The sequence below is a fragment of the Caulobacter sp. LARHSG274 genome (assembly GCF_052871235.1).
Window position 1 is genome coordinate 1 of sequence record NZ_JBIXJO010000019.1, and the last position, 23,966, is coordinate 23,966.

Consider the following 23,966-nt stretch of genomic DNA (forward strand, 5'->3'; position numbering starts at 1 on the left):
TCACATACGAGAACAGCGACCCCGTCCGCTCGTCCGACCCGCGCATCCACCCCTCCAGAGCTCCCGCCCAAAAGAGTGAATCATGCCGAGTCCCGCGCCGCTACAGACTTCTTCAACAGCCTGCTAGCCATGGTAGAGGGGCGAGCGCTCGGCTATAGGAGCGCAACGTCCTCTGGAGAAAGCCCGATGCTCGTCGCCACGACCAATGATCTGCCCGGCTATCGCGTCGTCGCCCATCTGGGCCTGGTGCGCGGGGTCACCGTCCGCTCGCGCAGCGTGATCGGCAATATCGGCGGCTCGATCCAGTCGATCTTCGGCGGCAAGCTGTCGATCTATGTCAACCTGGCCGAGGCGGCGCGCCAGGAGGCCTACGACCTGCTGGTGGCCCACGCCGCCGAACAGGGGGCCAACGCCATCATCGCCGTGCGCTACGACGCCAACGAGATCATGGAAGGCATCACCGAGGTGCTGGCCTACGGCACCGCCGTGAAGGTCGAACCGATCGCCTAATGATGGACGAGGGCTGGGTCCACCACGGCAAGGTCCGGGCCCGCGAGGCCGACGGCGAGTTGACCCTGGTGGTCGACGGCCTGACCACCCAGGCCAAGTACTACAAGCCGCTGATCTACGAATTCTTCCGCAAGGTCTGGCGCGGGGCGCGCCCGGCCTGGGGCGAGTTCTCGGTCGAGATCGGCATGGAATTCGTCGGCGAACCGCCGTGGATGGACCTCGACAACCTGGCCAAGGCCCTGCTGGACGCCATCAAGGGCTACGCCTTCCACGACGACGCCCAGGTGGCCCGGCTGCTGGTCGAGCGCCGCCCGGCCGAGCGCGAGCGGATCGTCATCGTCGTGCGCAAGCTGGAGACGCGGTTCCTGCGGGTGACGCTGGAGGGCTGAACCTCCGGGACTTTCGTCGGAGGCCGGCGCGGCCTAGGTTCGGCCTATCGGAATCGCTGGAACGGACCGGAATGGACGATCGCGCCGCATGGATGGACTTCTTCCTGTCGGCCTCGGGGCGGATGGCGCGCGGGCCGTTCCTGGTCGCCTCGGCGGCGCTGCTGGGCTTTGCGACCCTCTATGAGCTGCCCGGCATGACCGTTCACCTGCTGACCGGCTGGCTGGTCTATCCGCCGCTGCTGTTCTTCGCCACCTGCGTGCTGTCCAAGCGGCTGCACGACCGTGGGCGCTCGGGCTGGTGGGCGGCGCTGGTCCTGCTGTCGCTGGTCGCCGTCTGGCCGACCCCCACCCACGTCCTCGACTTCCTGTTCGCCGGCGTCGTGGTCTGGGCGGTCATCGAGCTGGGCGTCATGCCCGGCGAGCAGGGCGCCAACCGCTATGGCCCCAACCCGCTGCGGCCGGCGACGGCGGTTTAGATCGGCAAACCCTGGGGTGGCGACTCTGAAGCGCATTTTAATGCTCCGTCATTCCGGGCCTTGTGCCCGGAACCCCTGGTTCAGCTGACGGTGCGTCGCCTTGGCGCGCCAGCGCGCCACACCTCCGCACTTGCGGCTTTGAGAGGGGTTCCGGGCACAAGGCCCGGAATGACGGTGTTATTTTGATTGAAGGCCGCGACTCGCCGGAAGCAAAGGCAGTTGGCGTCTAGACCGGCGCCGCCGCATCTTCGACCCTCCCGAACACCCGCACGAAGCTGGCCTTCAGCGCCGCGTCGGCCTCGTCCAGGGTCACCGGCAGGCCCAGGTCGACCAGGCTGGTGACCCCGTGCTCGATCTGGCCGCAGGGCACGATGCCCGAGAAGTGTTCGAGATCCGGTTCGACGTTGAGGCTGATCCCGTGGAAGCTGATCCACTTGCGCAGCTTGACGCCGACGGCGGCGATCTTGTCCTCGCGCGCCCAGCCGGGGCCCTTGCGCTCGACCCAGACGCCCACCCGGCCCTCGCGCAGTTCGCCGGTGACGTTGAAGGCGGCCAGGGCCTCGATGATCCAGGCCTCCAGCGCCTCGACGAAGGCCCGCACGTCGCGGCCGCGCCGGGTTAGGTCGAGCATCACATAGGCCACCCGCTGGCCGGGGCCGTGATAGGTGAACTGTCCGCCGCGGCCGCTCTGGAACACCGGGAAACGGTCGGGGGCGATCAGGTCGGCGGCCTTGGCCGAGACCCCGGCGGTATAGAGCGGCGGATGCTCCAGCAGCCAGACCAGCTCGCCGGCGGTTCCGTCGGCGATGGCGGCGGCGCGGGCCTCCATGGCGGCAACGGCTGCCGGGTAGGGGACGTAACCGGCCGAAACCGCCCAGCCGACCGCGGCGCCGTCGGGGCGTCCCAGCGGCGGAAGGTCCTTATTTTCAAGGCTTAACGGGCGATCAAGCATGCGGCCTTAATCTTGCATGAGGTGTGTCGCGACCAACCGGGGCCGCGCGTATCTTCCAGGGACTTAGTTCGTGAGCCAGGTCAACGCCGTCAATGTCGAGATCTCCGTTCTTCTGGGGCGCTCGATCCTGCCGATGCAGCAGCTGCTGCGCATGGGCCGCGGCGCGGTGATCCCGCTGGACGCCAAGACCAATGACGAGGTCTGGATCCTGGCCAACAACCACCCGATCGCCCGCGGCGAGATCCAGATCAGCGACGACCGCATCGCCATCCAGGTGACCCGCGCCGCCGACGTCTACGACTACATGGCCGGCGGGACCTAAGCTCACCGTTCGTTGGGCCAGGGATTGGCCCGAATCCGGTCGTAGAAGCCCCGCCATTCCGGTGGTTCTGGATTCAGGCGCTCATAGTCGTTCCGAGCATCGGCCAAGAGGTCAGAGAACGCCCGGTAGAAATGGGTGTGGACCTCTTCGCCTTCGCCCATTCGCCAGCCGATCGAGCCGTGGGGAATGTGGGGTAGGACAGACCAGGGCGGCTTCATGTCGACGATCTTATGCGGCTTTCTCACCTCGGACCAACTCCGCTCTTCCCAAACCAGACTCAGTTTGCTACCTGCCGCGCCTCACCATGAGCGGTCGTGGCGGAATTGGTAGACGCGCAGCGTTGAGGTCGCTGTGGGGCAACCCGTGGAAGTTCGAGTCTTCTCGACCGCACCAGGTGGGACAACGGCTTAGAGCGCGCCCGGCGAAATCGGTTTCCGACTCGCCGGGGGCGCTCTAACCATTTCCGGGGAAGGGCTTGGCCCTTCGCAGCTTCAGGTCACGCGCAGGACGCAACGTTAGAGTTCAGGAGGTCCCCATGTCCCGGGAAACAACCGACCTGACCGACGAGGCGCGCCACAACCTGCTGATTCCGGAGCCGGAGACGGTCGAGGACCTCGAAGATCTCGCCCTCGGCGACGACTACGCCCTCAATCCCGACTATGTCGACATGGTCATCGACGCGGCCGACCGCGGCGACACCGCGCGGCTGCGCGAGCTGGTCCACGCCCTGGAGCCGGCCGACGTCGCCGACCTGATGGGCTTCCTGTCGGCCGGCTACCGCGAGGAGGTGATCCCGGTCCTCGACCCCGAATGGCTGGGCGAGATCATCGCCGAGCTGGACGACAACCTGCGCGAGGAGGTGCTGGAGGCCACGCCGTCGGCGACCCTGGCCAAGGCGCTGGAGGAGCTGGACTCCGACGACGCCGCCGACGTCATCGACGACCTCGACGAGGGCAAGCGCGCCCAGGTTCTGGCCGCCATGGACGAGGGCGACCGCGCGGCGATCGAGACCTCGCTGTCCTACGAGGACGAGACGGCCGGCCGCCTGATGCAGCGCGAGTTCCTGGCCGCGCCGCAGTTCTGGACCGTGGGCCAGACCATCGACCACGTGCGGGTGTCCGGCGACCACCTGCCGGAGCTGTTCTTCGACGTCTATGTGGTCGACCCGGCCTTCACGCCGGTCGGGGCCTTGCCGATCAGCCTGCTGCTGACCAGCAAGCTCGACACCCCCCTGGCCGAGATCATGGAGCCGGTGACCGAGATCACCGTCGACATGGACCAGGAGGAGGTCGCCTACATCTTCGACAAGTACCACCTGATCAGCGCCCCGGTGGTCGAGGCCGGCGGCCGGTTGGTGGGCCAGATCACCGTCGACGACATCGTCGGCGTCATCCGCGAGGAGGCCCAGGAGGACATCCTGGCCCTGGCCGGGGTCAGCGACACCGGCCGCGACGCCACGGTCAACGACATCGTCCGCTCGCGCCTGCCGTGGCTGCTGCTGAACCTGGTCACCGAGACCATCGCCGTCAGCGCCATCGCCATCTTCCAGGACCAGATCGCCAAGCTTGTGGCCTTGGCGGTGCTGATGCCGATCGTCTCGTCGCTGGGCGGCAACGCCGGCACCCAGACCCTGGCGGTGGCGGTGCGGGCCCTGGCCAGCAAGGAGCTGAACTCGGCCAACGCCAAGCGGATCATCGTCCGCGAGCTGTCGGTGGGGGTGATGAACGGCCTGGTCCTGGCCCTGGTGATGGGCATGGCGACCTTCGCCTTCTACCACAACGCCCGCCTGGCCTTCACGGTAGGGGCGGCCCTGGTGGCCAATATCGTCACCGCCGCCCTGGGCGGCATCCTGGCCCCGCTGGCCCTGGAGAAGATGGGCCGCGACCCGGCGGTCTCGTCGTCGATCTTCGTGACCTTCCTGACCGACTTCATGGGTTTCTTCGCCGTGCTGACCATCGCGGCCCTGTTGTTGCCCTGACCGCGGCGCCCATCTTGCGCGGAACCGGTTGAACGCATCCGCGTCTGTCTCAAACTGGGTCATTCTTGGCGATGAAACCGCGCTATCAGGTCTCCCGCGCCGCCGTCGATCTCATCAAGAGATTCGAGGGTTACCGGATGAAAGCCGCTCAGCTTCCCGACGGACGCTGGACGCTGGGCTACGGCCACACCCTGACCGCGCGCGGCGGCGCCTCGGTTTCCGAGCAGGACGCCGAGGCCCTGCTGCTCTACGACCTGATCACCGTGGCCCATGCGGTCAACGAGAACGTCTACACCCCGCTGAACCAGAACCAGTTCGACGCCCTGGTCTGCTTCGCCTTCAACATCGGGACCGACAGCTTCGTGCGCTCGGACGTGCTGCGCCGGATCAACGAGGGCGCGCTGCTGCAGGCCGCCTACGCCATGGAGCTGTGGCGCAAGGCCGATTTCGAGGGCGAGCGGATCGTCGTCGACGCACTGGTGCGCCGCCGCTCGGCCGAGAAGGCCTTGTTCCTGGCCCCGGTCGACGGCGACTGGATCGCCGCGCCCAGCTCGGTGCTGCGTCCCCGGATCGACAGCGACGCCGCCCACCTGATCCCGGTCCAGACGCCGGCTGCGATCACCACGTCGCTGCAGGGCGAGCGGGTCGTGGCCGTGCGGGATGGCGGCCCGCCGCCGCTGGGCCTCGAGCATCGCGGCCCCAGCGCCAGCGAGCAGGCCGCCGCCGCGGTCGGCGCGCGGCTGCAGGCCATCCTGCCCGACGAGGCGCCTGCGCCGACGGTCCCCGCCGCCGCCGAACCCGCGCCGCTCTTCTACCAGCCGACCGCCGAGACCGCGCCGTTCACGCTGACGCCGGAACCCTCGGAACCGCCGGCCGAGGCCGCGCCGCCGGAGGCCTCGCCGTCCGAGCCGGACGCCGAGGCCCAGCCCAGCCTGTTCGAACCGGCCAAGCCGGCGGCCGGCGGGTCGCTGTTCAATCTGGGCGGTTTCTCGATCAGCGCCGCCGAGGTCGATCTGAAGACCCAGCAGGTGTCGTTCGCCGGCGCCCAGCCGGAGGCCTTCGGCAGCATTGGCCTGCTGGTGGTCCTGGGCCTGCTGGGCCTGGCGCTGTTCGGCGGCGGCATTGTCTGGAACCTCAGCGTCGCCGCCAACCACGGCCTGTCGCCGGTCCGGATGTTCGGCTGGGGCGCCAGCGTGATCGGCGTCATCTGCTTCGCCACCTCGGCCTATCTGCTGATGCGGCGCTTGGCCGATCCCCAGCTCGGCGAAGACTAGAGCCGGTCGCACGATGTAGGATCGCGCGACTGGCTCTAGGTTTTCGTTTTCGCATCGCTATTGCGGAAAACCGGCGGCCACTTTTCCGCGCGATGCTCTAGACCCTGGATCCTGTTCTTTGAGAGCACAAACGCCCGCGGGTCTGCTTGATCCGCGGGCGTTTGTGCTATTCCATGGGTCATGACCCACCAAACCGCACCTTCGATGGACTTCTCGCTTGGCGAGACGGCGGACGCGATCCGCGACGCCACCGCCCGCTTCGCCGCCGACCAGATCGCGCCGATCGCCGCCCGCATCGACGAGACCAACCTGTTCCCGCGCGAGCTGTGGGCCCCGATGGGCGAGCTGGGCCTGCACGGCGTCACGGTCGAGGAGGAATTCGGCGGCCTGGGCCTGGGCTATCTGGAGCATGTCGTGGCCATGGAGGAGGTCTCCCGGGCCTCGGCCTCGGTCGGCCTGTCCTACGGCGCCCACTCCAATCTCTGCGTCAACCAGATCCGCCGCTGGGGCACGCCCGAACAGAAGCGGCGCTACCTGCCCAGGCTGATCAGCGGCGAGCACGTCGGTTCGCTGGCCATGAGCGAGGCCGGTTCGGGCTCGGACGTGGTGTCGATGCGGCTGAAGGCCGAGCTGCGCGGCGACCGCTATGTGCTGAACGGCACGAAGTTCTGGATCACCAACGCGCCGCACGCCGACACCCTGGTGGTCTACGCGAAAACCAGCGAGCGCGGCATCACCGCCTTCCTGGTCGAGAAGGGCATGAAGGGTTTCAGCGTCGGCAAGAAGCTCGACAAGATGGGCATGCGCGGCAGCGACACCGCCGAGCTGGTGTTCGAGGACTGCGAGGTTCCCGAGGACAACGTCATGGGCCCGGTCGGCGGCGGGGTCGGGGTGCTGATGAGCGGCCTCGACTACGAGCGGGCGGTGCTGTCGGCCGGCCCCCTGGGCATCATGCAGGCGTGCCTGGACGTGGTGCTGCCCTATGTCCGCGAGCGCAAGCAGTTCGGCCAGCCGATCGGCTCGTTCCAGCTGATGCAGGGCAAGGTCGCCGACATGTACGTGGCCCTCAACGCGGCCCGGGCCTATGTCTACGCCGTGGCCAGGGCCTGCGACGCCGGCAAGACCACCCGGTTCGACGCGGCCGGGGCGATCCTGATGGCCAGCGAGAGCGCGGTGAAGGTGTCGCTGGAGGCCGTCCAGGCCCTGGGCGGGGCCGGCTACACCAAGGAGTGGCCGGTCGAGCGCCTGGTCCGCGACGCCAAGCTCTACGACATCGGCGCCGGCACCAACGAGATCCGCCGTTTCCTGATCGGCCGGGAACTGGTCGGGAGTTGAGAACCCGACATGAAAAGGGCCGCCCCGATTGCTCGGGACGGCCCTCCATCGTCGTAGCCGCGTTCGCGGCGTGACTCTAAACCTTAGGCGTTCGACGCCTTCAGTTGGAGACCTCGATCTTCAGGCCCCAGGTCACGACTTGCGACCGCGGTTGGAGACAATGAGACACTGGTCACCTCCTTTCAGTTGTGAACGACACACGACGAATATGGGCGCCGATCGTGCTTACTGCAAACAGCTAATATCGCGACCAGGCGTCGCACCGGGCGATCTGCCCGTCAGGTTCGCGGCGAGGCGTAAAACGAAGGCACTCCCGGGCCGCGCAAGGGGGGATGTGCGCGGCCCGGGTCCGCATCATCGCGATCAGGCGTAGAGGGCGCGTCCGACCAGGATGATGAGGGTCCAAAAACCGGTGTTGAGAGCCAGGACGGCCACCCGGTGCACGTTCAGGGACAGGGTCCTGGCGGTGGCGGGGACGGCGGCGGCGCTGCGGTTCACGGCGGTTTTCCTTCCTGTGGCGCGTCTTCAGTGAGCGCCTAAACCCAGGATAGGAGTGCTGGTTTTCAGCGCCATGTGACAAAAGCGACGCGGTGGTCGAAATAGGCGGACCGATTGTCGCAGCTTGACCGTGGAGGGCCGATGCCGACCTGGGATCCCGACGTCTATCAACGCTACAAGGCCTATCGCGACCGTCCCGCCCTGGACCTGATGCTGCAGATTCCGCGCGACCTGGAGCCGCGCGAGATCTGGGACCTGGGCTGCGGAACGGGCGAGCACGCCGCCCTGCTGGCCGCCCGCCATCCGCAGGCCCGGGTGCATGGCCTGGACTCCAGCGCCGAGATGCTGGCCCGCGGACGGGCGATGCGCGACGACATCGACTGGGTGCAGGGCGACATCGCCGGCTTTTCGCCGCAGGTCCCGCCCGACCTGATCTTCACCAACGCCGCCCTGCAATGGGTCGGCGACCACCAAACCCTGTTCCCGCGCCTGCTTGGGTTGCTGGCGCCCGGCGGGGTGTTCGCCTGCCAGATTCCGGTGGTGATGGACGACGGCTGGCGGCGCAGCCTGCGCGAGACCGCCGCCGACGGGCCGTGGGCGGCTCGGCTGGCCGGCCTGGCGCCGGTCCGCTCCGGCCTCGATCCGCGGCCCTATCACGACTGGCTGTCGCCGCTCAGCGCCGAGCTCGACGTCTGGGTCACCACCTATGTCCATGCGCTGGGCGGCGAGGACCCGATCGTCGACTGGACCTCGGGGACCAGCCTGCGGCCCTATCTGGAGGCCCTGGAGGATCCGGCCGAGCGGGCGGCGTTCCTGGCGGCCTGGCGGACCCGTCTGGCGGTCGACTATCCGCGCCGGGCGGACGGGGTCACCCTGTTCCCGTTCCCGCGGATGTTCCTGGTCGCGCGGCGGGGCTGAGGGCGGCGCGGGCCAGGAGCATCGCGCGGAAAAGCGGCCGCCGGTTTTCCGCAATGGCGATGCGAAAACAAAAACCTAGAGCCGATCGCCCGATCGGCTCTTGTCGGCCAGGCTCGGCCGCCGGCGCAGTTCGGTGACCGGGGCCTTGAGGGCGTCCAGGGCGATCGCCGCGGCGGTGCGTCCGGCCGCCACCGCCGGTTCGAAGGCCTTCCAGTCGCGGATGTCGACCTTGTCGAGCTTGGGGGTGATCAGCACGTCGGAGGCTTCGCGGCTGGCGGTCAGGTCGCGGCCGGTCGACACCGTGGCGGCCCGCATCAGCAGGGCGACGATCGGCGGGCCCTTGCGCCATTCGCCCGACCAGAACCAGCGCCACAGCGAGGCGGGGCGGTCGACGTCCTCGGCGGTGATGCTGCGGCCGCGGGTGACGTCGACCCCGACGATGGGCCCCAGGTGGAAGGCGCGCATGACGTCGGCGGGGAAGTTCTTCATCACCGCCCCGTCGACCAGCACCGCGCCGCCGTCGGCGACCGGCGGCAGCACGCCGGGCAGCGAGATCGAGGCCCTCAGGGCGTCCTGCAACACGCCCTGGCGATGCAGGTGATAGGCCCCCGAGGTCAGGTTCGAGGAGACGCAGAAGAACGGCAGCCACAGGTCGGCGATCTCGATATGGTCGAAATGCTCCTCCAGCCGCGCCTTGACCTTCAGGCCGCGGGTCATGGCGACCAGGGGGAAGGCGATGTCGTCCAACGGGCTGGTCTCGACGAAGGCCTTGCGGATGCGAAGCTCCATCTCGCCGTCGTCCCAGCCCATGGCCAGGCCGGCGGCGACGACCGCCCCCATCGAGGCGCCGCCGACGAAGTCGATCGGCACGCCGCGCTCGCGCAGGGCCTGGATGGCGCCGACATGGGCGTAGGCCCGGGCCCCGCCGCCCGACAGCACCAGGCCCACCGACTGGCCGGTCAGCACCCGGGCCAGGCGCTCGACATCGGCCATGCCGTTCTCGCGGACATGGAACAGGCGGGCGGCCCGGGTGGCGTCCAGCCATTCGGCCGAGCCCTTGGGATGGGTCACCCCGGCCGGCTGCAGCAGGATCAGGTCGACCAGGCGCTGGGTCTGCAGCGGCCCGGAGGCGTAGGAGGGGATCACCGGCGGCGGGGCGCGCTCGCCCTGGCCGACCCGGAACAGCCGGTCCACCTGGCGGCCGACCACCTGCTTCCAGGGGCCTTCGTGGGCCTCGGCCACGTACAGCACGAAGTCGTGGCCGCGCTCGACATTGGAGAACCACTCGGTCGGGGCCAGCAGGGATTCGGCGCCCTCGACGGTGACCGAATAGCCCAGGGCGGCGACGGCGTGGGCGATGCGCTCGACGATCGGGCGGATCAGCTTGCCCGGCTCGACGGCGATGAAGCCATAGACCGACGGATCGCCGATCGAGGCGTGCTCCCCGGCCTGGCGGGCCCGGCGGATCATCAGCCGCGACAGCTCGATCATCACCGCCGGATCGCGCTCGACCGCCGCGAAGAAGGCGGCGCGGGGCAGGGCCAAGATCTCCGAATCGCGCAGAGCCACCAGGTTGGCCGAGTGGGGAGCGCCGGCGATCATCGCCATCTCGCCGGCCGGCTCGCCCGGGCGGATCACTCCCAGGAACTGCGGCTCCTGGCCTTCCTCGCGCCGGAACGCCCCCAGGCGGCCGGTGCGCAGGAAGTACAGGTAGTCCGCCGCCTCGCCGGGCGCGTAGAGTGTCGCGCCGCCGGGCAGGGAAAACCAGGCCGCGTCGCCGTCGCGATGTTCTTGCGCGAACAGCCGGGCGAGGGCCGTATCGGCCATGAAGTCGGGTAGGGTGACCACGACAGGACGCTAACTTGAACCGCCGACCTTGGCCATCGTAGGCAAAAACTGCGGCTTTCGGGAGGAAACGGAAAAGGCTATGCCTCGATAATGCCGAAGATGAACACGGGTATCGACAAAAGCGGCGAAACCTTCGCCAAAAACGCCGCTCATAACCGCGCCCTGGCCCAGGCCTTGCGCGAAAGGGTCGCGGTCGCCGCCCTGGGCGGTCCGGAAACCGCCCGCCAGCGCCACGCCGCCCGCGGCAAGCTGTTGCCCCGCCAGCGGGTCGAGCGCCTGCTGGACCCCGGCTCGCCGTTCCTGGAGATCGGCCAGCTGGCGGCCTGCGACCTCTATGGCGGCGAAGCCCCCGGGGCCGGGGTGATCACCGGCGTCGGCCGGGTCTCGGGCCGCGAGGTGATGATCGTCGCCAACGACGCCACGGTGAAGGGCGGCGCCTATTTCCCGATGACGGTGAAGAAGCACCTGCGCGCCCAGGAGATCGCCGAGCAGAACCGGCTGCCGTGCGTCTATCTGGTCGACAGCGGCGGGGCCAACCTGCCGCACCAGGCCGAGGTGTTCCCCGACCGCGACCACTTCGGCCGGATCTTCTTCAACCAGGCCCGGATGAGCGCGGCGGGCATCGCCCAGATCGCCTGCGTCATGGGCTCGTGCACGGCCGGCGGCGCCTATGTGCCGGCGATGAGCGACGAGACCGTCATCGTCCGCGACCAGGGCACCATCTTCCTGGCCGGGCCGCCGCTGGTGAAGGCCGCCACCGGCGAGGTGATCAGCGCAGAGGAACTGGGCGGGGCCGACACCCACGGCCGCCGCTCGGGCGTGGTCGACCACGTGGCCAATGACGACGAGCACGCGCTGGAGATCGTCCGCTCGATCGTCGCCAACCTCAACAGCGTCAAGCGCGTCGAGACCGAGGTCCGCGAGAGCAAGCCGCCGCTGTTCGACGCCGAGGACCTGTACGGCGTCGTGCCCACCGACGTGCGCGCCCCCTACGACGTGCGCGAGGTCATCGCCCGCCTCGTCGACGGCAGCGAGTTCGACGAGTTCAAGGCGCTGTACGGGACCACCCTGGTCTGCGGCTTCGCCCGCATCTGGGGCTTTCCGGTGGCGATCCTGGCCAATAACGGCGTGCTGTTCAGCGAGAGCGCCGTCAAGGGCGCGCACTTCATCGAGCTGGCCTGCAAGCGCAAGATCCCGCTGGTGTTCCTGCAGAACATCTCGGGCTTCATGGTCGGCGGCAAGTACGAGGCCGGCGGGATCGCCAAGGACGGCGCCAAGCTGGTCACCGCGGTGGCCTCGGCCGAGGTGCCCAAGTTCACGGTGCTAATCGGCGGCAGCTTCGGGGCCGGCAACTACGGCATGTGCGGCCGGGCCTACAGCCCGCGCTTCCTGTTCACCTGGCCCAATGCGCGGATCTCGGTGATGGGCGGCGAGCAGGCCGCCAGCGTGCTGTCGACCATCAAGCGCGACGGGATGGAGGCCAAGGGCGAGACCTGGGCGGCCGAGGACGAGGAGGCCTTCAAGGCCCCGATCCGCGCCCGCTACGAGGCCGAGGGCGACCCCTACCACGCCACCGCCCGGCTGTGGGACGACGGGATCATCGACCCGGTCCAGACCCGCGACGTGCTGGGCCTGGCGATCAGCGCCAGCCTCAACGCGCCGATTCCGGAGACCACCTTCGGCGTGTTCCGGATGTAGCCTCGGCCCGTTCGCTCCACGAAAGGCGCAGTGATGACCAACCCGATCGCCGACCCCCCCGTCGAGGTCCCTGTCGAGGTCCCCGACACCGACGCCATGAGTCCGCTGGTCCACCTGGACTCCACGCCCGAGGGCGCGGTGACCGTGTGGATCAACCGGCCGGCCAAGAAGAACGCCTTCGACGCGGCGACCATCGCCGCCCTGCGCGAGGCGTTCGAGACCCTGCACGGGGCCGAGGGCGTGCGGGTCGTCTTCCTGCGCGGCGTCGGCGGGGCGTTCTGCGCCGGCGCCGACCTGGAGTGGATGCGGGCGGCCGCCGACTGGAGCGAGGACGACAACCGTTCCGACGCCCTGGACCTGGCCCACATGCTCAAGGCCCTGCACGACATCCCGGCCCTGACCGTGGCCCTGGTCGAGGGACCGGCCTTCGGCGGCGGGGCCGGGCTGGTGGCGGCCTGCGACCACGCCCTGGCCACGGCCGACGCCCGGTTCGCCTTCTCCGAGGTCAAGCTGGGCCTGACCCCGGCCACCATCAGCCCCTATGTGATCGCCGCCCTGGGCCCCCGCACCGCCAAGCTGCTGTTCGCCACCGGCCGGGTGTTCGACGCCGACGCCGCCTGGAGCTACGGCCTGGTCGACGAAGTGTTCGACGACGCCGCCGGACTGGTCGCCGCCCAGGACGCCCTGATCGAGGAGGTCGCCGCCTGCGCGCCCGGGGCGATCGGCGAGGCCAAGGCGCTGGTCAACGACTTCGCCGGCCAGAAGATCGACCGCGGCCTGATCGACGAGACGGCAAGGCGCATCGCCCGCCGTCGGGTGTCGGAAGAGGGCCAAGAAGGGGTGCGCGCCTTCCTCGCCCGTCGTAAACCCTCCTGGTCCAACTAGGGTTGAGAACGGGGGCAAGATGACCGGGGAAATGGAAGCGGCGGCGGCCGACTCGCTGGGCGAGATCTTCAAGCGGCGCGGGACGCATCCCTTCGCCGGGGTCGGGACGCCCTGCGCCAATTGCGGGACCACGCTCGAGGGCCCGTACTGCCACGCCTGCGGCCAGAACGCCGACACCCACAAGCGCTCGATCCTGCACCTGGTCTGGGAGGCGATCGAGGGGATGTTCCACCTCGACGGCCGGCTGGCCGCGACCCTGCCGGCCCTGTTCCTGCGGCCGGGAGCCCTGGCCCGGGACTATATGGAGGGCCGGATCGTGCGGCACGTGCCGCCGTTCCGCACCTTTCTGGTCGCCCTGCTGCTGTTCATCTTCGCCGCCGAGCACGCCATCCACGCCTCGCAGCACCATGCCGAACAGGCGCGGGAGGCCAAGGCCGCCCTGCTGGCCACGTCGCAGGGCCGGGCCGCCGAGGCGACGCGGCTGAAGGCCGAGGCCGCCAAGGACCGCGACGACGCCCTCAAGGAGGCCGCCGCCGAGCGCGACGCCGACCTCAAGGACCCCGACAACGCCAAGGCCGAGGTCGCCGCCGACTACGCCAAGGCCGTGGCCAAGCTGCAGGCGCGCTACGCCGAGGACGTCGCCCAGGCCGATCGCATCGCCGCCGGCGACCTGCCCAAGAGCCTGGGCCTGAGCGAGGAAGAGGCCCGCAAGGCCGAGGCGGCCAAGATCCGCAGCCTGCCGCTGGGCGACGGCGAAATCCCGATGGTCCAGGCCGGGCATGGTCGCCACGCCGGCGGCTGGCTGAAGGAGAGCATCGCCAAGGCCCGGGAGAACCCCGAACTCTACCAGATGGTGCTGTTCACCTGGGGTCATCGGCTGGCCGTGCTGCTGCTGCCGATCGTCGGGCTGAGCCTGGCCCTGGTCTATCGCAACAAGCCGAAGTTCTTCATCTACGACCACCTGCTGGTGGCGATGAACCTGCTGTCCTTCGCCTTCCTGACCAACGCCCTGGGGCTGGTGCTGCCCGAGCCGGTCAAGACCTGGTGGTTCGGCCTGCTGGTCCTGTGGACCCCCGTCAACCTGTTCCAGACCCTGCGCGGAGCCTACGGCTCCAGCTTCGTCGGCGCGACGCTCAAGACCCTGGTCGTCTGGTTCGTCACCGTCCTGTCGTTCTCACTCCTGCTCGCCGGCCTGGCGCTTCTGGCCCTGGCGCAGATCTAGGATTCGCCCTTGCTCTCCTCCGTCCTGATCGCCAACCGCGGCGAGATCGCCCGCCGGATCATCCGCACCGCCCGCGAACTCGGCGTGCGGACCGTCGCGGTCTATTCCGAGGCCGACGCCCAGGCTCCGTTCGTGATGGAGGCCGACATGGCCATCCTGATCGGCCCGGCCGCGGCGCGGGAGAGCTATCTGGTCCCCGAGAAGATCATCGCCGCCGCCCGCCAGGCCGGGGCCGAGGCGATCCATCCCGGCTACGGCTTCCTGTCCGAGAACGCCGACTTCGCCCAGGCGGTGATCGACGCCGGCCTGGTCTGGATCGGCCCGCCGCCCTCGGCGATCCGGGCCATGGGCCTGAAGGACGCCGCCAAGAAGGTCATGATCGCCGCCGGCGTGCCGACCACCCCCGGCTATCTGGGCGAAGACCAGTCGCCCGAGCGCCTGGCCGCCGAGGCTGCTGCGATTGGCTTCCCCGTGCTGATCAAGGCCGTGGCCGGCGGCGGCGGCAAGGGCATGCGCAAGGTCGACCAGGCTGCGGACTTCGCCGCCCTGCTGGCCTCCTGCCAGCGCGAGGCCGCCGCCAGCTTCGGCGACGACCGGGTGCTGCTGGAGAAATATGTCACCCGCCCGCGCCACATCGAGGTGCAGGTGTTCGGCGACAGCCAGGGCCAGGTCGTCCACCTGTTCGAGCGCGACTGCTCGCTGCAGCGCCGCCACCAGAAGGTCATCGAGGAGGCTCCGGCCCCCGGCATGGACGAGGCCACCCGCGCCGCCGTCTGCGACGCCGCGGTCAAGGCCGCCAAGGCCGTGGGCTATGTCGGGGCCGGCACGGTCGAGTTCATCGCCGACGCCTCCGAGGGCCTGCGCGCCGACCGCATCTGGTTCATGGAGATGAACACCCGGCTGCAGGTCGAGCATCCGGTCACGGAGATGGTCACCGGCCAGGACCTGGTCGAATGGCAGCTGCGGGTGGCCTCCGGTGAGCCGCTGCCCCTGGCTCAGGAGGAGATCGTTCTGGACGGCTGGGCCATGGAGGCCCGCCTCTACGCCGAGAATCCGGCCACCGGCTTCCTGCCCAGCACCGGCCCGCTGGTCCATTTCCGCCTGCCGGAGGGCGACGTGCGCATCGACAGCGCGGTGGAGGAGGGTGGCGCGGTCACCCCGTTCTACGACCCGATGATCGCCAAGCTGATCGCCCACGGCGTCGACCGCGAGGACGCGGCCGCGCGGCTGGCCGAGGCCTGCGGCCTGGTCGAGGTCTGGCCGGTCAAGACCAACGCCGCCTTCCTGGCTCGCTGCGCCGGCCATCCCGACTTCGTCGACGGCGATGTCGACACCGGCTTCATCGAGGCGCGGCTGGAGGAGCTGACCGCGCGCGCGGTCTCCGACGCCCCGGCCCTGGCGGCCATCGGCCATCGGCTGGAGGCGTTCATGGACGCCGACCACCCCAAGGCCGACCCGTGGGCCAGCGCGCCGTCGCGGCTGCTGGGCTTCCGGATGAACGCCCCGCGAGCGGCGATGGATCTACCGATGGCCGTCGACGGCAAGCCCGTCCCGCTGCGGGTCGCGCTGGTCGGCGAGGGCGACGACTGGTCGTGGGACATCACGGTCGAGGAGGGCCGGGCCCTGGACGATGTCGAGGTGCTGCCGAGCGTGTTCGGCGACGACCCGCTCTATGTGTTCGAAGGCGGCGAGGTTCGCGAGTTCGACTTCCGGCCGCAGGTCGGGGCGGCCCATGTCGCCGCCTCGGACGGGGCGATCCTGTCCCCGATGCCGGGCAAGATCGTCTCGGTGGCCGTCGAGGCCGGCCAGACCGTGGTCAAGGGCCAGACCCTGCTGACCCTCGAGGCCATGAAGATGGAGCACGCCCTGGCCGCGCCGTTCGACGGCGTGGTCGCCGAGCTGTCGGCCACGGCCGGCGGCCAGGTCAGCGAAGGGGTGGTGCTGGCGAAGCTGGAGCCGGTCCACTAAGTAGCCCGCCATGCCCCTGCACATCATCAAGCTGGTCGTCGGTTGCGACAACATCGACGAACTCGTCGCCTGGCACGCCGAGGCCGACCGGCCGTGGATCATGCACACCCGCATGACCCCCAAGCGCGTCGACGAGGTGCTGGACGGCGGCTCGCTGTACCGGGTGATGAAGGGCCAGATCCTCTGCCGCCAGACCATCCTGGCCATCGACACGGTCGGCGAGGGCCAGGCGGCGCGCTGCGAGGTCACCGTCGACCCGACCATCGTCCGCGTCGCCCCGACCCCGCGGCGGCCGTTCCAGGGCTGGCGCTACCTGCGGGCCGAGGACGCGCCGGCCGACCTGACCGCCGGCGAGGCCGCCGACATGCCGGCCGACCTGGCCCGGCAGCTGCGCGAGTTGGGGGCTTGGTAGGCGCCTAATCGGTTTCCCTAATTTCCGCTCATCCCGGCGAATGCCGGGACCCAGATCCTCTAGCTGTGCGGATGACTGGAAGGGCTCAGAGTCCTCGGCGTCAGCCCAAGCGCCATTCCATCTGGGTCCCGGCATTCGCCGGGATGAGCGGATTTTATATGGCCATGTTGTCAATCAGCCGGGTCTTGCCTAGCCATGCCGCCACCAAGATCCGGGCGTCGGCGGCGCCGATCGGGCCGGGGCCCAGGCGCGACAGGTCGCCGGCGTCGCGCACCTCCAGATAGTCGATCGGCCCGAAGCCGGCGGCGGCCAGGGCGGCCTGGCCGGCCGCCTCGGCGGCGTCGACGCGGCCGCCGGCGGCCACGGCCCGGGCGGCGGTCTTCAGGGCCGTGGGCAGGGCGACGGCGGCGGCTCGTTCCGGCGCGGTCAGATAGGCATTGCGCGACGACAGGGCCAGGCCGTCCTCGGCCCGGGCGGTCGGCGCGCCGACGATCTCGACCGGCAGGTCCAGGTCGCGGACCATGCGCCGGATCACCTGCAGCTGCTGGTAGTCCTTCTCGCCGAACACCGCGACGTCGGCCTGGGCCTGGATCAGCAGCTTGGCGACCACGGTGGCCACCCCGCCGAAGAACTGCGGCCGCGCCGCGCCCTCCAGCGGTTCAGACACGCCCGAGACCTGGACCGCCGTCGAGAAGCCCGGGGCGTACATCTCGTCGACGGTCGGGGCGAACAGCAGGTCGCAGCCGGCGCCGGCCAGCAGCTCGGCGTCGCGCGCCTCGCCGCGCGGATAGGAGTCGAAATCCTCGTGCGGGGCGAACTGGCGGGGATTGACGAAGACGCTGGCGATCGTACGGTCGGCGTGAGTTTGGCCCAGCGCGATCAGCGACAGGTGGCCCTGGTGCAGCGCGCCCATGGTCGGAACCAGGGCCACGCGCTCGCCGGCGACCTTCCAGCCGCGCACCACCGCGCGCAGGTCGGCGACGGTGCGGACGATTTTCGGCGTCGGGTGGGACACGGCGAACTCCTGTCTCGAACAGGCGTTGGCTTATGACCGAGGCGGGCTTTGGCGTCCACCTGCGACAATGGGTCCACAGGCAAGGAGGGCGGGATCGACGCCTAACCCTCTCAGCGTACGCCGTTCATGTTAATCTTTCAGTGAGAGTCGCCGAGTCGGGCGAAAACAAGGAAGGCAGCCATGGCCGAAACGCGCGTCATCGTCGTCGGCAATGAAAAGGGCGGGGCGGGCAAGTCGACGATCGCCGTGCACCTGGCCACCGCCCTGCTTTACGGCGGCGCCAAGGTGGCGCTGCTCGATCTGGACCTGCGCCAGTGCTCGTCGATGCGGTTCTTCGAGAACCGCCAGGCCTGGGTGGCCGCCAACGGCGTCACCCTGCCGATGCCGATCCAGCAGCGCCTCAGCGACGACGACATCGCCCTGGCCGCCGGCCCGGAGGCCGACCAGGTCGTCAAGTTCGAGGCCGCCTTCACCGCCGCGCGCGAGGCGGCCGACTTCGTGCTGATCGACACCCCCGGCGGCGACACCGCGATCTCGCGCCAGGCCCACGGCCTGGCCGACCTGATCGTCACCCCGATGAACGACAGCTTCGTCGACTTCGACATGCTGGGCCATGTCGATCCGGTGACCATGGACCTGCAGAAGCCCAGCCTCTATTCGCTGACCGTCTGGGAAGCCCGCAAGGCCCGCGCCCTGTCGGGCCAGCGCCAGGCCCTGGACTGGGTGGTGCTGCGCAACCGCCTGGCCACCACCGAGGCCCGCAACCGCAAGCGGGTCGAGGACCGCCTGACCGCCCTGTCCAAGCGGGTCGGCTTCCGCATGGGCCCGGGCCTGCGCGACCGGGTGATCTATCGCGAGCTGTTCCCGTTCGGCCTGACCATCGCCGACCTGTCGACCCAGGTCCGGCCGGTGCCGGTGTCGCTGCAGCACCTGGCCGCCCGTCAGGAACTGCGGGCCCTGATGCATTCCCTTGGCCTTTCGGCCTATTCCGGGGAAACTCTGCTCGCCGCCCAATAGGCCGACGACCGCGGGTCGAAGGCCGGGCGTCGCCGGGAACGCGTACTGAATGTTCTATCTGCTGCTAGGCGGGGTGATCCTGCTGTTCATCCTGTCGGGCCGGGCGACCCGGGCCCTGAAGGGCGACGGCTGGCGCATCGGCGCCGGAGTCGTGGCCATCGTCGCCTTCGCCGGCGCGGCCTATGCCGGCATCCGCGGGGCCTGGGAGCCGGGCGCGGTGCTGCTGGTGCTGGGCCTGTGGACGGCGATGACCGCCCGCCAGCGGCCGGTGGTGCGCAGGGTCCGGGAGAGCGCCGGCGGGCCCAGCCTGGCCGAGGCTCGCTCAATCCTCGGCGTCGGTCCGCAGGCGAGCCGGGCCGAGATCCAGGCGGCCTACGCCCGGCTGATCCGCATGGCCCACCCCGACAAGGGCGGCACCGCCGGCCTGGCCGCGCAGCTGAACGCGGCGCGGGACCGGCTTCTCAATGGGAAATAGCGGGGGGTGGGGGCAGGTCGAAACGCCCACCCATTCCGTCTCCCGGCGAAGGCCGGGGTCCAGATTCAGCCGTCGTCTTGGACGCCTATCCGAAACACACAGCCCTACGACCTGGGCCCCGGCCTTCGCCGGGGAGACGGGTAGGGGTGATTCAGCCTTCGCGCTCTAACCGCGGTCCGGCGCCAGGATCAGGCAGGGCTGGCGCTTGGCGCTGATCGCCCGGCAGGCGCCGCGGGCGGCCTCGGCGGTCAGGCCCTGGAACTGGGCCCGGAACGACCCGCCGGCCGCGCCCTCGACCGCGCCCTCGGCGTCGGCGACGAACTTGGCGAAGCGCGAGCGGACCAGCGACAGCTGCTCCCGGGCCAGGCCCTTGGACTTGAAGGCGCCGACCTGAACGCCCCATTCGCCCTTGGCCGGCTTGGTCGTCTTGGCCGCGGACTGCTGGGCGGCGCGCAGGCTGGGCGACAGCTTCAGCGGCGCGGGCGGGGCGGGGTTGTCGGTCAGCACGATCTTCAGGCCGGCCTGGTCGCCGTCGCCTTCCTCGGTCGAGGGCCGCATGATCGGGCCGTTCGGCTCGTCCTCATAGAGGTTGGCGGCGATGGTCGTGCGCTCGCCGTGCGAACGACGCTTGAGCACGTCGAAGCCGGTGGTCAGCAGGTCTTCCATGTTGTTGTCGCGCCAGGCGGTGGACGACCCCCCCAGCACCACGGCGATCAGCCGGTGGCCGTCGCGCACGGCCGAGCCGGCGAGGTTGAAGCCCGAGGCGGTGGTGTAGCCGGTCTTCAGCCCGTCGAAGCCGGGCATGCTGCTCAGCAGGCGGTTGTGGCCGCGGATATAGTTGCCGCGGAACGTGAAGCCGGTGATGCTGAAGTAGGAATAGTATTGCGGGAAGTCGCGCATGGTGGCGCGCGACAGGATGGCCAGGTCGCGGGCGGTGCTGATCTGGCGGCTGTCGGGCAGGCCCGAAGCGTTAACGAAGCGGCTGTTGCGCATGCCCAGTTCCTGGCCGCGCAGGGTCATCAGGGCGGCGAACCGGCCCTCGCTGCCGCCGAGTCGCTCGGCCATGGCCACGGCGACGTCGTTGGCCGACTTCACGGTCATGGCGCGAATCGCCTCGTCGACGCTGATGCTGTCGCCGGGCCGCAGGCCCAGCTTGGTCGGCGCCTGGGCGGCGGCGTGCGGCGAGAACGACACCCGGTCGGTCAGCTTCAGCCGGCCCTCGCTGAGGGCCTCGAAGGTCAGGTAGAGCGTCATCACCTTGGTGACCGACGCCGGGTAGCGGGGGCTGTCAGCCCTTTTGTCGTAAAGCATTTCGCCCGAATTGGCGTCGATGACGATCGCCGCATACTTGGGCTCGGCCGCGTTCATCTGCAGGTACGGGATCTGGGCCAGGGCCGTCGAGGGCGTGGCCAGGCCGCTGGTCAGGACGCCGGCGAGAGCAGCTGCGGCGAGGACCAAACGGGCGGACAAAAGCTTGGCGAACATGACAAATGCGTCCGTCATTTGAACTGAGCGGTTTCGCACCGCCACATGCGTGATCCGTAGCATGCGCGCTCTCGCCTTACGCCAAAGTAAACAACTGGTGAGCGCTTTCGTCGCGGATATGGATAATTTCATGGCGTTGCGGCCAAGCTGCGGCGTGCTTAATGCGTTTCCGCTAGGGAATGGTGCGCTGCACAAAATTCTTGACTGCTGCACTGCAACATGAGACACCGGCGTTGTCCCAAGCGCGTGGGCTCGATCTGGCGTTGTTTTTTGTCCGGTCCCGTCCCATGCCCCGCCAAGCCTCGCCCCCAGCCAGGAGATCCCCCATGGCCGCTACCGAAACCCTGAAGAAGACCGCCGAGCAGTTCAGCACCGCCTCGAACCAAGCGTTCAAGGACGGCGTGGAAAAGTCCCTGGCCGCCCTGGCCGAGGCCAACACCTATTCGAAGAAGAACCTGGAAGCCGTGGTCGCTTCGGTGACCGCCGCCACCAAGGGCGCCGAAGCCCTGGGCGCGGAGACCTTCGCCTATTCGAAGAAGGCCGCCGAGGACCAAGTCGCCGCCGCCAAGGCGCTGGCCGCCGCCAAGAGCGTGCAGGAAGCCGTCGAGCTGCAGACCGCCTGGGCCAAGTCGGCCCTGGAAGCCTATATCGCCCAGGTCAGCAAGGCCTCGGAGATCGTCTCGGCCTCGATCAAGGACTCGGTGAAGCCGCTGAACGAGCGCGTCACCGCCGCGGTCGAGAAGCTGCAAGCCGCCCGCTAAGCTTCGCGGCCTTCGGGCCCCGACAGATCTGGAAGGCCCGGACCGGGAACGGTCCGGGCCTTTTTTCTTGTCCTGCCATCCCGCCGCGCTAAGCATGGGTCCAAGTTTTTGGAGCAGGTGATGTCGAAGGTCGAAGAACGTCTGGCCGAGCTGGGAATCGTGCTGCCGCAGCCGGTGGCGCCGGTCGCCAACTATGTGCCGTTCGTCCAGTCCGGGAACCTGGTCCACATCTCCGGCCAGATCTCGCTCGACGCCGACGGCGGCGTCAAGGGCACGGTCGGAGCCGATGTCGACCTGGAGACGGCCCAGAAGGCGGCGCACCTGTGCGGGGTCAACCTGCTGGCCCAGATGAAGGCGGCGGCGAACGGCGACCTCGACCGCGTCCGGCGGGTGGTCAAGCTGGGCGGCTTCGTCCAGGCGGCGGGCGACTTCATCGACATCCCCAAGGTCATCAACGGCTGCTCGGACCTGATGGTCGCGGCGTTCGGCGACGCCGGCCGCCACGCCCGCTCGGCGGTGGGCGTCTACAAGCTGCCGCTGGGCTTCGCGGTCGAGGTCGACGCCGTGGTCGAGCTGGCCTGATGCGCGCCCGGCCCCGGCCCGCACCCGAGGTGTTCGGCGAGGCCTGGAAGCTGCTGTTCGGACCGGCGGTGGCGCATCGGGGCCTGTGGTCGCCGGGCGGCGCGCCCGAGAACTCCCTGGCCGCCTTCCAGGCCGCCTGCGCCGCCGGCTACGCCATCGAGCTGGACGTGCAGCTGACCGCCGACAACCACGTGGTGGTCTTCCACGACGACCACCTGGAGCGCCTGACGGGCGCCGAGGGCCGGCCGCGCGACCACGCCGTCGCCGACCTGACCCGCCTGACCCTGTCGGGGACCGAGGAGACCATCCCGACCCTGGCCGACGCCCTGACCGTGATCGGCCACCGGGCCATGGTCTATATCGAGCTGAAGACCCCGTTCGGCGAGGTCGGCGAGCTGGAGAAGCGGGTGTCGGAGATCCTGCTCGACCACAACGGCCCGATCGCGGTGATCGGCTTCAATCCCTATTCCCACGCCTGGTTCGCCGAGCACCAGCCGCAGATTCTGCGCGGCCTGGACAGCTACGCCTGGTCCGACGAGAACGCCCGCAAGCTGGCCCCGGAGATCCGCAAGTCGCTGGCGGCCCTGGAGCATGTCGAGATCGCCCGCCCCGACTTCCTGGCCCTGGGCCTGGACATGCTGCCCAGCCCCCAGGCGGATCGCCTGCGGGCCCAGGGCATGCCGGTGATCGCCTGGACCGTCCGCTCGGCCGAGCAGTGGAGCGGCGTCCGCGACCATTGCGACAACCTGATCTTCGAGGGCTTCGCCGCGTGACAGGCGTCAAGGCGGAGGTGCGCGTCCATCGGCGCATCGCCGAGATCGGTCGGGAGGCGTGGGACGCCTGCGCCGCCGCTTCGGGCGACCCGTTCGTCAGCTTCGACTTTCTCGACGCCCTGGAGGAGAGCGGCTGCGCGACCGAGCGCACCGGCTGGGCCCCGCATCACCTGACGGTCGCCGACGAGGCCGGCCGGACGGCGGCGGTCATGCCGCTCTATCTGAAGTCCCACAGCCAGGGCGAATATGTCTTCGACCACGCCTGGGCCGACGCCTATGAGCGGGCTGGCGGGCGCTATTATCCCAAGCTGCAGTGTTCGGCGCCGTTCTCGCCGGTGACCGGCCCGCGGCTGATCGTCCGGCCCGGGGTCGACGTCGAGGATGGCCGCTCCGCCCTGCTGGGCGGGGCTCTGACCCTGTGCGAGCGGCTGACGGCCTCGTCGCTGCATGTGACCTTCCCCCAGGCCGACGAGTGGGCCTGGATGGGCGAGCGCGGCCTGCTGCAGCGGCAGGACCAGCAGTACCACTGGTACAACAACGGCTATGGCGGCTTCGACGACTTCCTGGCCGCCCTGTCGTCCAACCGCCGCAAGACCATCCGCCGCGAGCGCCGCGACGCCCAGGCGGGGCTGGAGATCGTCGCCCTGACCGGCGGCGACCTGACCGAGGCCCACTGGGACGCCTTCTTCGGCTTCTACATGGACACCGGCGGGCGCAAGTGGGGACGGCCCTATCTGAACCGCGCCTTCTATTCGCTGCTGGGCGAGCGGATGGCCGACAAGGTGCTGCTGATCATGGCCCGGCGGCCGGGCGGGCCGTGGATCGCCGGGGCCCTGAACCTGATCGGCGGCGACTGCCTCTACGGCCGCCACTGGGGCTGCATCGAGGACGTGCCGTTCCTGCATTTCGAGCTCTGCTACTATCAGGCCATCGAGCACGGCATCCGCCTGGGCCTGCCGCGCGTCGAGGCCGGGGCCCAGGGCCAGCACAAGATCGCCCGCGGCTACCTGCCCAGCCCGGTGTTTTCGGCCCACTGGATCGCCGACCCGGCCCTGCGCGAACCCGTGGCCCGCTACCTGGAGCGCGAGCGCCAGGCGGTCAGCGCCGAGATGGAGATGCTGACCGAGGAATATTCGCCGTTCCGGGAGGAACGTTAGGCCGGCCGGGCGGTGG

The 23,966-nt window shown here is 69.6% G+C and carries 25 protein-coding genes, 1 tRNA gene and 1 pseudogene; 20 read left to right on the plus strand and 7 right to left on the minus strand.

Going from position 1 to position 23,966, the window contains the following annotated elements; genetic code table 11:
• The first annotated feature begins 186 nt into the window (after window positions 1–186).
• From ACIPQB_RS21540 to ACIPQB_RS21550, 3 genes are all read left to right on the plus strand, one after another.
• Window positions 187–510 carry a YbjQ family protein gene (locus ACIPQB_RS21540; protein WP_446487298.1) on the plus strand — a complete coding sequence of 108 codons (324 nt, stop codon included), beginning with the start codon at window positions 187–189 and terminating at the stop codon, window positions 508–510.
• Between the two features lie 2 nt (window positions 511–512).
• Entirely contained in the window at window positions 513–899 is a 387-nt protein-coding gene (locus ACIPQB_RS21545) for a RusA family crossover junction endodeoxyribonuclease (protein WP_446487397.1), read from the plus strand.
• A 71-nt stretch (window positions 900–970) separates the two neighbouring features.
• On the plus strand, window positions 971–1,375 hold the full coding sequence (locus ACIPQB_RS21550) for a DUF805 domain-containing protein (RefSeq protein WP_446487299.1): 405 nt from the start codon (window positions 971–973) through the stop codon (window positions 1,373–1,375).
• A 226-nt stretch (window positions 1,376–1,601) separates the two neighbouring features.
• On the opposite strand, the gene lipB is transcribed toward ACIPQB_RS21550, so the two are convergent.
• A complete protein-coding gene (gene lipB / locus ACIPQB_RS21555) occupies window positions 1,602–2,327 on the minus strand; it encodes a lipoyl(octanoyl) transferase LipB (protein ID WP_446487300.1) in 726 nt (241 codons plus the stop codon).
• 70 nt (window positions 2,328–2,397) lie between these two features.
• Here lipB and ACIPQB_RS21560 point away from each other — a divergent pair, with 70 nt between their 5' ends.
• Complete coding sequence (locus ACIPQB_RS21560; protein WP_028040691.1) at window positions 2,398–2,649, plus strand: FliM/FliN family flagellar motor switch protein; 252 nt, start codon at window positions 2,398–2,400, stop codon at window positions 2,647–2,649.
• A gap of 2 nt (window positions 2,650–2,651) precedes the next feature.
• Here ACIPQB_RS21560 and ACIPQB_RS21565 read toward each other — a convergent pair whose 3' ends face one another.
• The gene (locus ACIPQB_RS21565) at window positions 2,652–2,894 is read right to left on the minus strand and encodes a hypothetical protein (RefSeq protein WP_446487301.1); all 243 of its coding nucleotides are present in this window, start codon (window positions 2,892–2,894) and stop codon (window positions 2,652–2,654) included.
• Between the two features lie 63 nt (window positions 2,895–2,957).
• On the opposite strand from ACIPQB_RS21565, the gene ACIPQB_RS21570 reads away from it, so the two are divergent.
• The 4 genes from ACIPQB_RS21570 to ACIPQB_RS21585 all read left to right on the plus strand — a co-directional run bounded on the left by ACIPQB_RS21570 (window position 2,958) and on the right by ACIPQB_RS21585 (window position 7,236).
• Window positions 2,958–3,042, plus strand: a tRNA-Leu gene (locus ACIPQB_RS21570).
• Window positions 3,043–3,184: 142 nt separating this feature from the next.
• Window positions 3,185–4,627 (plus strand): magnesium transporter, encoded by a 1,443-nt coding sequence (gene mgtE, locus ACIPQB_RS21575; protein WP_446487302.1) that lies wholly within the window; start codon window positions 3,185–3,187, stop codon window positions 4,625–4,627.
• Window positions 4,628–4,698: 71 nt separating this feature from the next.
• A complete protein-coding gene (locus ACIPQB_RS21580; RefSeq protein ID WP_446487303.1) occupies window positions 4,699–5,901 on the plus strand; it encodes a lysozyme in 1,203 nt (400 codons plus the stop codon).
• 180 nt (window positions 5,902–6,081) lie between these two features.
• A complete protein-coding gene (locus tag ACIPQB_RS21585) occupies window positions 6,082–7,236 on the plus strand; it encodes an acyl-CoA dehydrogenase family protein (RefSeq protein WP_446487304.1) in 1,155 nt (384 codons plus the stop codon).
• Between the two features lie 100 nt (window positions 7,237–7,336).
• Here the strand turns inward: ACIPQB_RS21585 and ACIPQB_RS21590 are convergent.
• Together ACIPQB_RS21590 and ACIPQB_RS21595 are read right to left on the minus strand one after the other, a co-directional pair.
• Window positions 7,337–7,422: pseudogene (locus tag ACIPQB_RS21590) on the minus strand (hypothetical protein).
• A gap of 177 nt (window positions 7,423–7,599) precedes the next feature.
• On the minus strand, window positions 7,600–7,734 hold the full coding sequence (locus tag ACIPQB_RS21595) for a hypothetical protein (RefSeq protein WP_446487305.1): 135 nt from the start codon (window positions 7,732–7,734) through the stop codon (window positions 7,600–7,602).
• 141 nt (window positions 7,735–7,875) lie between these two features.
• On the opposite strand from ACIPQB_RS21595, the gene ACIPQB_RS21600 reads away from it, so the two are divergent.
• The gene (locus ACIPQB_RS21600) at window positions 7,876–8,652 is read left to right on the plus strand and encodes a methyltransferase domain-containing protein (RefSeq protein ID WP_446487306.1); all 777 of its coding nucleotides are present in this window, start codon (window positions 7,876–7,878) and stop codon (window positions 8,650–8,652) included.
• Between the two features lie 75 nt (window positions 8,653–8,727).
• Here ACIPQB_RS21600 and ACIPQB_RS21605 read toward each other — a convergent pair whose 3' ends face one another.
• Window positions 8,728–10,479 (minus strand): patatin-like phospholipase family protein, encoded by a 1,752-nt coding sequence (locus tag ACIPQB_RS21605; protein WP_446487398.1) that lies wholly within the window; start codon window positions 10,477–10,479, stop codon window positions 8,728–8,730.
• A 111-nt stretch (window positions 10,480–10,590) separates the two neighbouring features.
• On the opposite strand from ACIPQB_RS21605, the gene ACIPQB_RS21610 reads away from it, so the two are divergent.
• From ACIPQB_RS21610 to ACIPQB_RS21630, 5 genes are read left to right on the plus strand one after another with little or no spacing between them, the layout of a single operon-like run.
• Window positions 10,591–12,198: a carboxyl transferase domain-containing protein gene (locus tag ACIPQB_RS21610; RefSeq protein ID WP_446487307.1), complete on the plus strand. Its 1,608-nt coding sequence runs from the start codon at window positions 10,591–10,593 to the stop codon at window positions 12,196–12,198.
• A 33-nt stretch (window positions 12,199–12,231) separates the two neighbouring features.
• Window positions 12,232–13,083, plus strand: coding sequence for an enoyl-CoA hydratase-related protein (locus ACIPQB_RS21615; RefSeq protein WP_446487308.1), 852 nt, complete (start codon window positions 12,232–12,234; stop codon window positions 13,081–13,083).
• A 19-nt stretch (window positions 13,084–13,102) separates the two neighbouring features.
• Entirely contained in the window at window positions 13,103–14,305 is a 1,203-nt protein-coding gene (locus ACIPQB_RS21620) for a DUF3667 domain-containing protein (RefSeq protein WP_446487309.1), read from the plus strand.
• A gap of 9 nt (window positions 14,306–14,314) precedes the next feature.
• Window positions 14,315–16,273, plus strand: coding sequence for an ATP-binding protein (locus tag ACIPQB_RS21625; RefSeq protein ID WP_446487310.1), 1,959 nt, complete (start codon window positions 14,315–14,317; stop codon window positions 16,271–16,273).
• 10 nt (window positions 16,274–16,283) lie between these two features.
• Window positions 16,284–16,685 (plus strand): DUF1489 family protein, encoded by a 402-nt coding sequence (locus ACIPQB_RS21630; protein ID WP_446487311.1) that lies wholly within the window; start codon window positions 16,284–16,286, stop codon window positions 16,683–16,685.
• 154 nt (window positions 16,686–16,839) lie between these two features.
• On the opposite strand, the gene panC is transcribed toward ACIPQB_RS21630, so the two are convergent.
• Window positions 16,840–17,700 (minus strand): pantoate--beta-alanine ligase, encoded by an 861-nt coding sequence (gene panC / locus ACIPQB_RS21635; protein WP_446487312.1) that lies wholly within the window; start codon window positions 17,698–17,700, stop codon window positions 16,840–16,842.
• A gap of 180 nt (window positions 17,701–17,880) precedes the next feature.
• Between panC and mipZ the strand changes: the two genes are divergently transcribed.
• Both mipZ and ACIPQB_RS21645 read left to right on the plus strand, forming a co-directional pair.
• A complete protein-coding gene (gene mipZ / locus ACIPQB_RS21640; RefSeq protein WP_446487313.1) occupies window positions 17,881–18,717 on the plus strand; it encodes a division plane-positioning ATPase MipZ in 837 nt (278 codons plus the stop codon).
• A 49-nt stretch (window positions 18,718–18,766) separates the two neighbouring features.
• Window positions 18,767–19,192, plus strand: coding sequence for a J domain-containing protein (locus ACIPQB_RS21645; protein ID WP_446487314.1), 426 nt, complete (start codon window positions 18,767–18,769; stop codon window positions 19,190–19,192).
• A gap of 165 nt (window positions 19,193–19,357) precedes the next feature.
• On the opposite strand, the gene ACIPQB_RS21650 is transcribed toward ACIPQB_RS21645, so the two are convergent.
• Window positions 19,358–20,677, minus strand: coding sequence for a serine hydrolase (locus ACIPQB_RS21650; protein WP_446487315.1), 1,320 nt, complete (start codon window positions 20,675–20,677; stop codon window positions 19,358–19,360).
• Window positions 20,678–21,003: 326 nt separating this feature from the next.
• On the opposite strand from ACIPQB_RS21650, the gene ACIPQB_RS21655 reads away from it, so the two are divergent.
• The 4 genes from ACIPQB_RS21655 (at window position 21,004) to ACIPQB_RS21670 (ending at window position 23,950) form a co-directional block, all read left to right on the plus strand.
• The gene (locus ACIPQB_RS21655; protein WP_446487316.1) at window positions 21,004–21,438 is read left to right on the plus strand and encodes a phasin family protein; all 435 of its coding nucleotides are present in this window, start codon (window positions 21,004–21,006) and stop codon (window positions 21,436–21,438) included.
• 120 nt (window positions 21,439–21,558) lie between these two features.
• Window positions 21,559–22,020, plus strand: a complete 462-nt coding sequence (locus tag ACIPQB_RS21660) for a RidA family protein (RefSeq protein WP_446487317.1) — start codon at window positions 21,559–21,561, stop codon at window positions 22,018–22,020.
• Window positions 22,020–22,793 carry a glycerophosphodiester phosphodiesterase family protein gene (locus ACIPQB_RS21665; protein WP_446487318.1) on the plus strand — a complete coding sequence of 258 codons (774 nt, stop codon included), beginning with the start codon at window positions 22,020–22,022 and terminating at the stop codon, window positions 22,791–22,793. Before ACIPQB_RS21660 ends, ACIPQB_RS21665 begins: the two co-directional genes overlap by 1 nt.
• Window positions 22,790–23,950: a GNAT family N-acetyltransferase gene (locus ACIPQB_RS21670; RefSeq protein ID WP_446487319.1), complete on the plus strand. Its 1,161-nt coding sequence runs from the start codon at window positions 22,790–22,792 to the stop codon at window positions 23,948–23,950. The genes ACIPQB_RS21665 and ACIPQB_RS21670 overlap by 4 nt, the downstream gene beginning before the upstream one ends.
• Window positions 23,951–23,966: the final 16 nt, after the last annotated feature.

Bases quoted from the DNA above. Each gene is read 5' to 3' on its own strand.
- ACIPQB_RS21540 (WP_446487298.1), top strand. From the start codon at position 187: ATGCTCGTCGCCACGACCAATGATCTGCCCGGCTATCGCGTCGTCGCC.
- ACIPQB_RS21545 (WP_446487397.1), top strand. From the start codon at position 513: ATGGACGAGGGCTGGGTCCACCACGGCAAGGTCCGGGCCCGCGAGGCC.
- ACIPQB_RS21550 (WP_446487299.1), top strand. From the start codon at position 971: ATGGACGATCGCGCCGCATGGATGGACTTCTTCCTGTCGGCCTCGGGG.
- lipB (WP_446487300.1), bottom strand. From the start codon at position 2,327: ATGCTTGATCGCCCGTTAAGCCTTGAAAATAAGGACCTTCCGCCGCTG.
- mgtE (WP_446487302.1), top strand. From the start codon at position 3,185: ATGTCCCGGGAAACAACCGACCTGACCGACGAGGCGCGCCACAACCTG.
- ACIPQB_RS21580 (WP_446487303.1), top strand. From the start codon at position 4,699: ATGAAACCGCGCTATCAGGTCTCCCGCGCCGCCGTCGATCTCATCAAG.
- ACIPQB_RS21585 (WP_446487304.1), top strand. From the start codon at position 6,082: ATGACCCACCAAACCGCACCTTCGATGGACTTCTCGCTTGGCGAGACG.
- ACIPQB_RS21600 (WP_446487306.1), top strand. From the start codon at position 7,876: ATGCCGACCTGGGATCCCGACGTCTATCAACGCTACAAGGCCTATCGC.
- ACIPQB_RS21605 (WP_446487398.1), bottom strand. From the start codon at position 10,479: ATGGCCGATACGGCCCTCGCCCGGCTGTTCGCGCAAGAACATCGCGAC.
- ACIPQB_RS21610 (WP_446487307.1), top strand. From the start codon at position 10,591: ATGCCGAAGATGAACACGGGTATCGACAAAAGCGGCGAAACCTTCGCC.
- ACIPQB_RS21615 (WP_446487308.1), top strand. From the start codon at position 12,232: ATGACCAACCCGATCGCCGACCCCCCCGTCGAGGTCCCTGTCGAGGTC.
- ACIPQB_RS21620 (WP_446487309.1), top strand. From the start codon at position 13,103: ATGACCGGGGAAATGGAAGCGGCGGCGGCCGACTCGCTGGGCGAGATC.
- ACIPQB_RS21630 (WP_446487311.1), top strand. From the start codon at position 16,284: ATGCCCCTGCACATCATCAAGCTGGTCGTCGGTTGCGACAACATCGAC.
- mipZ (WP_446487313.1), top strand. From the start codon at position 17,881: ATGGCCGAAACGCGCGTCATCGTCGTCGGCAATGAAAAGGGCGGGGCG.
- ACIPQB_RS21645 (WP_446487314.1), top strand. From the start codon at position 18,767: ATGTTCTATCTGCTGCTAGGCGGGGTGATCCTGCTGTTCATCCTGTCG.
- ACIPQB_RS21650 (WP_446487315.1), bottom strand. From the start codon at position 20,677: ATGTTCGCCAAGCTTTTGTCCGCCCGTTTGGTCCTCGCCGCAGCTGCT.
- ACIPQB_RS21655 (WP_446487316.1), top strand. From the start codon at position 21,004: ATGGCCGCTACCGAAACCCTGAAGAAGACCGCCGAGCAGTTCAGCACC.
- ACIPQB_RS21660 (WP_446487317.1), top strand. From the start codon at position 21,559: ATGTCGAAGGTCGAAGAACGTCTGGCCGAGCTGGGAATCGTGCTGCCG.
- ACIPQB_RS21665 (WP_446487318.1), top strand. From the start codon at position 22,020: ATGCGCGCCCGGCCCCGGCCCGCACCCGAGGTGTTCGGCGAGGCCTGG.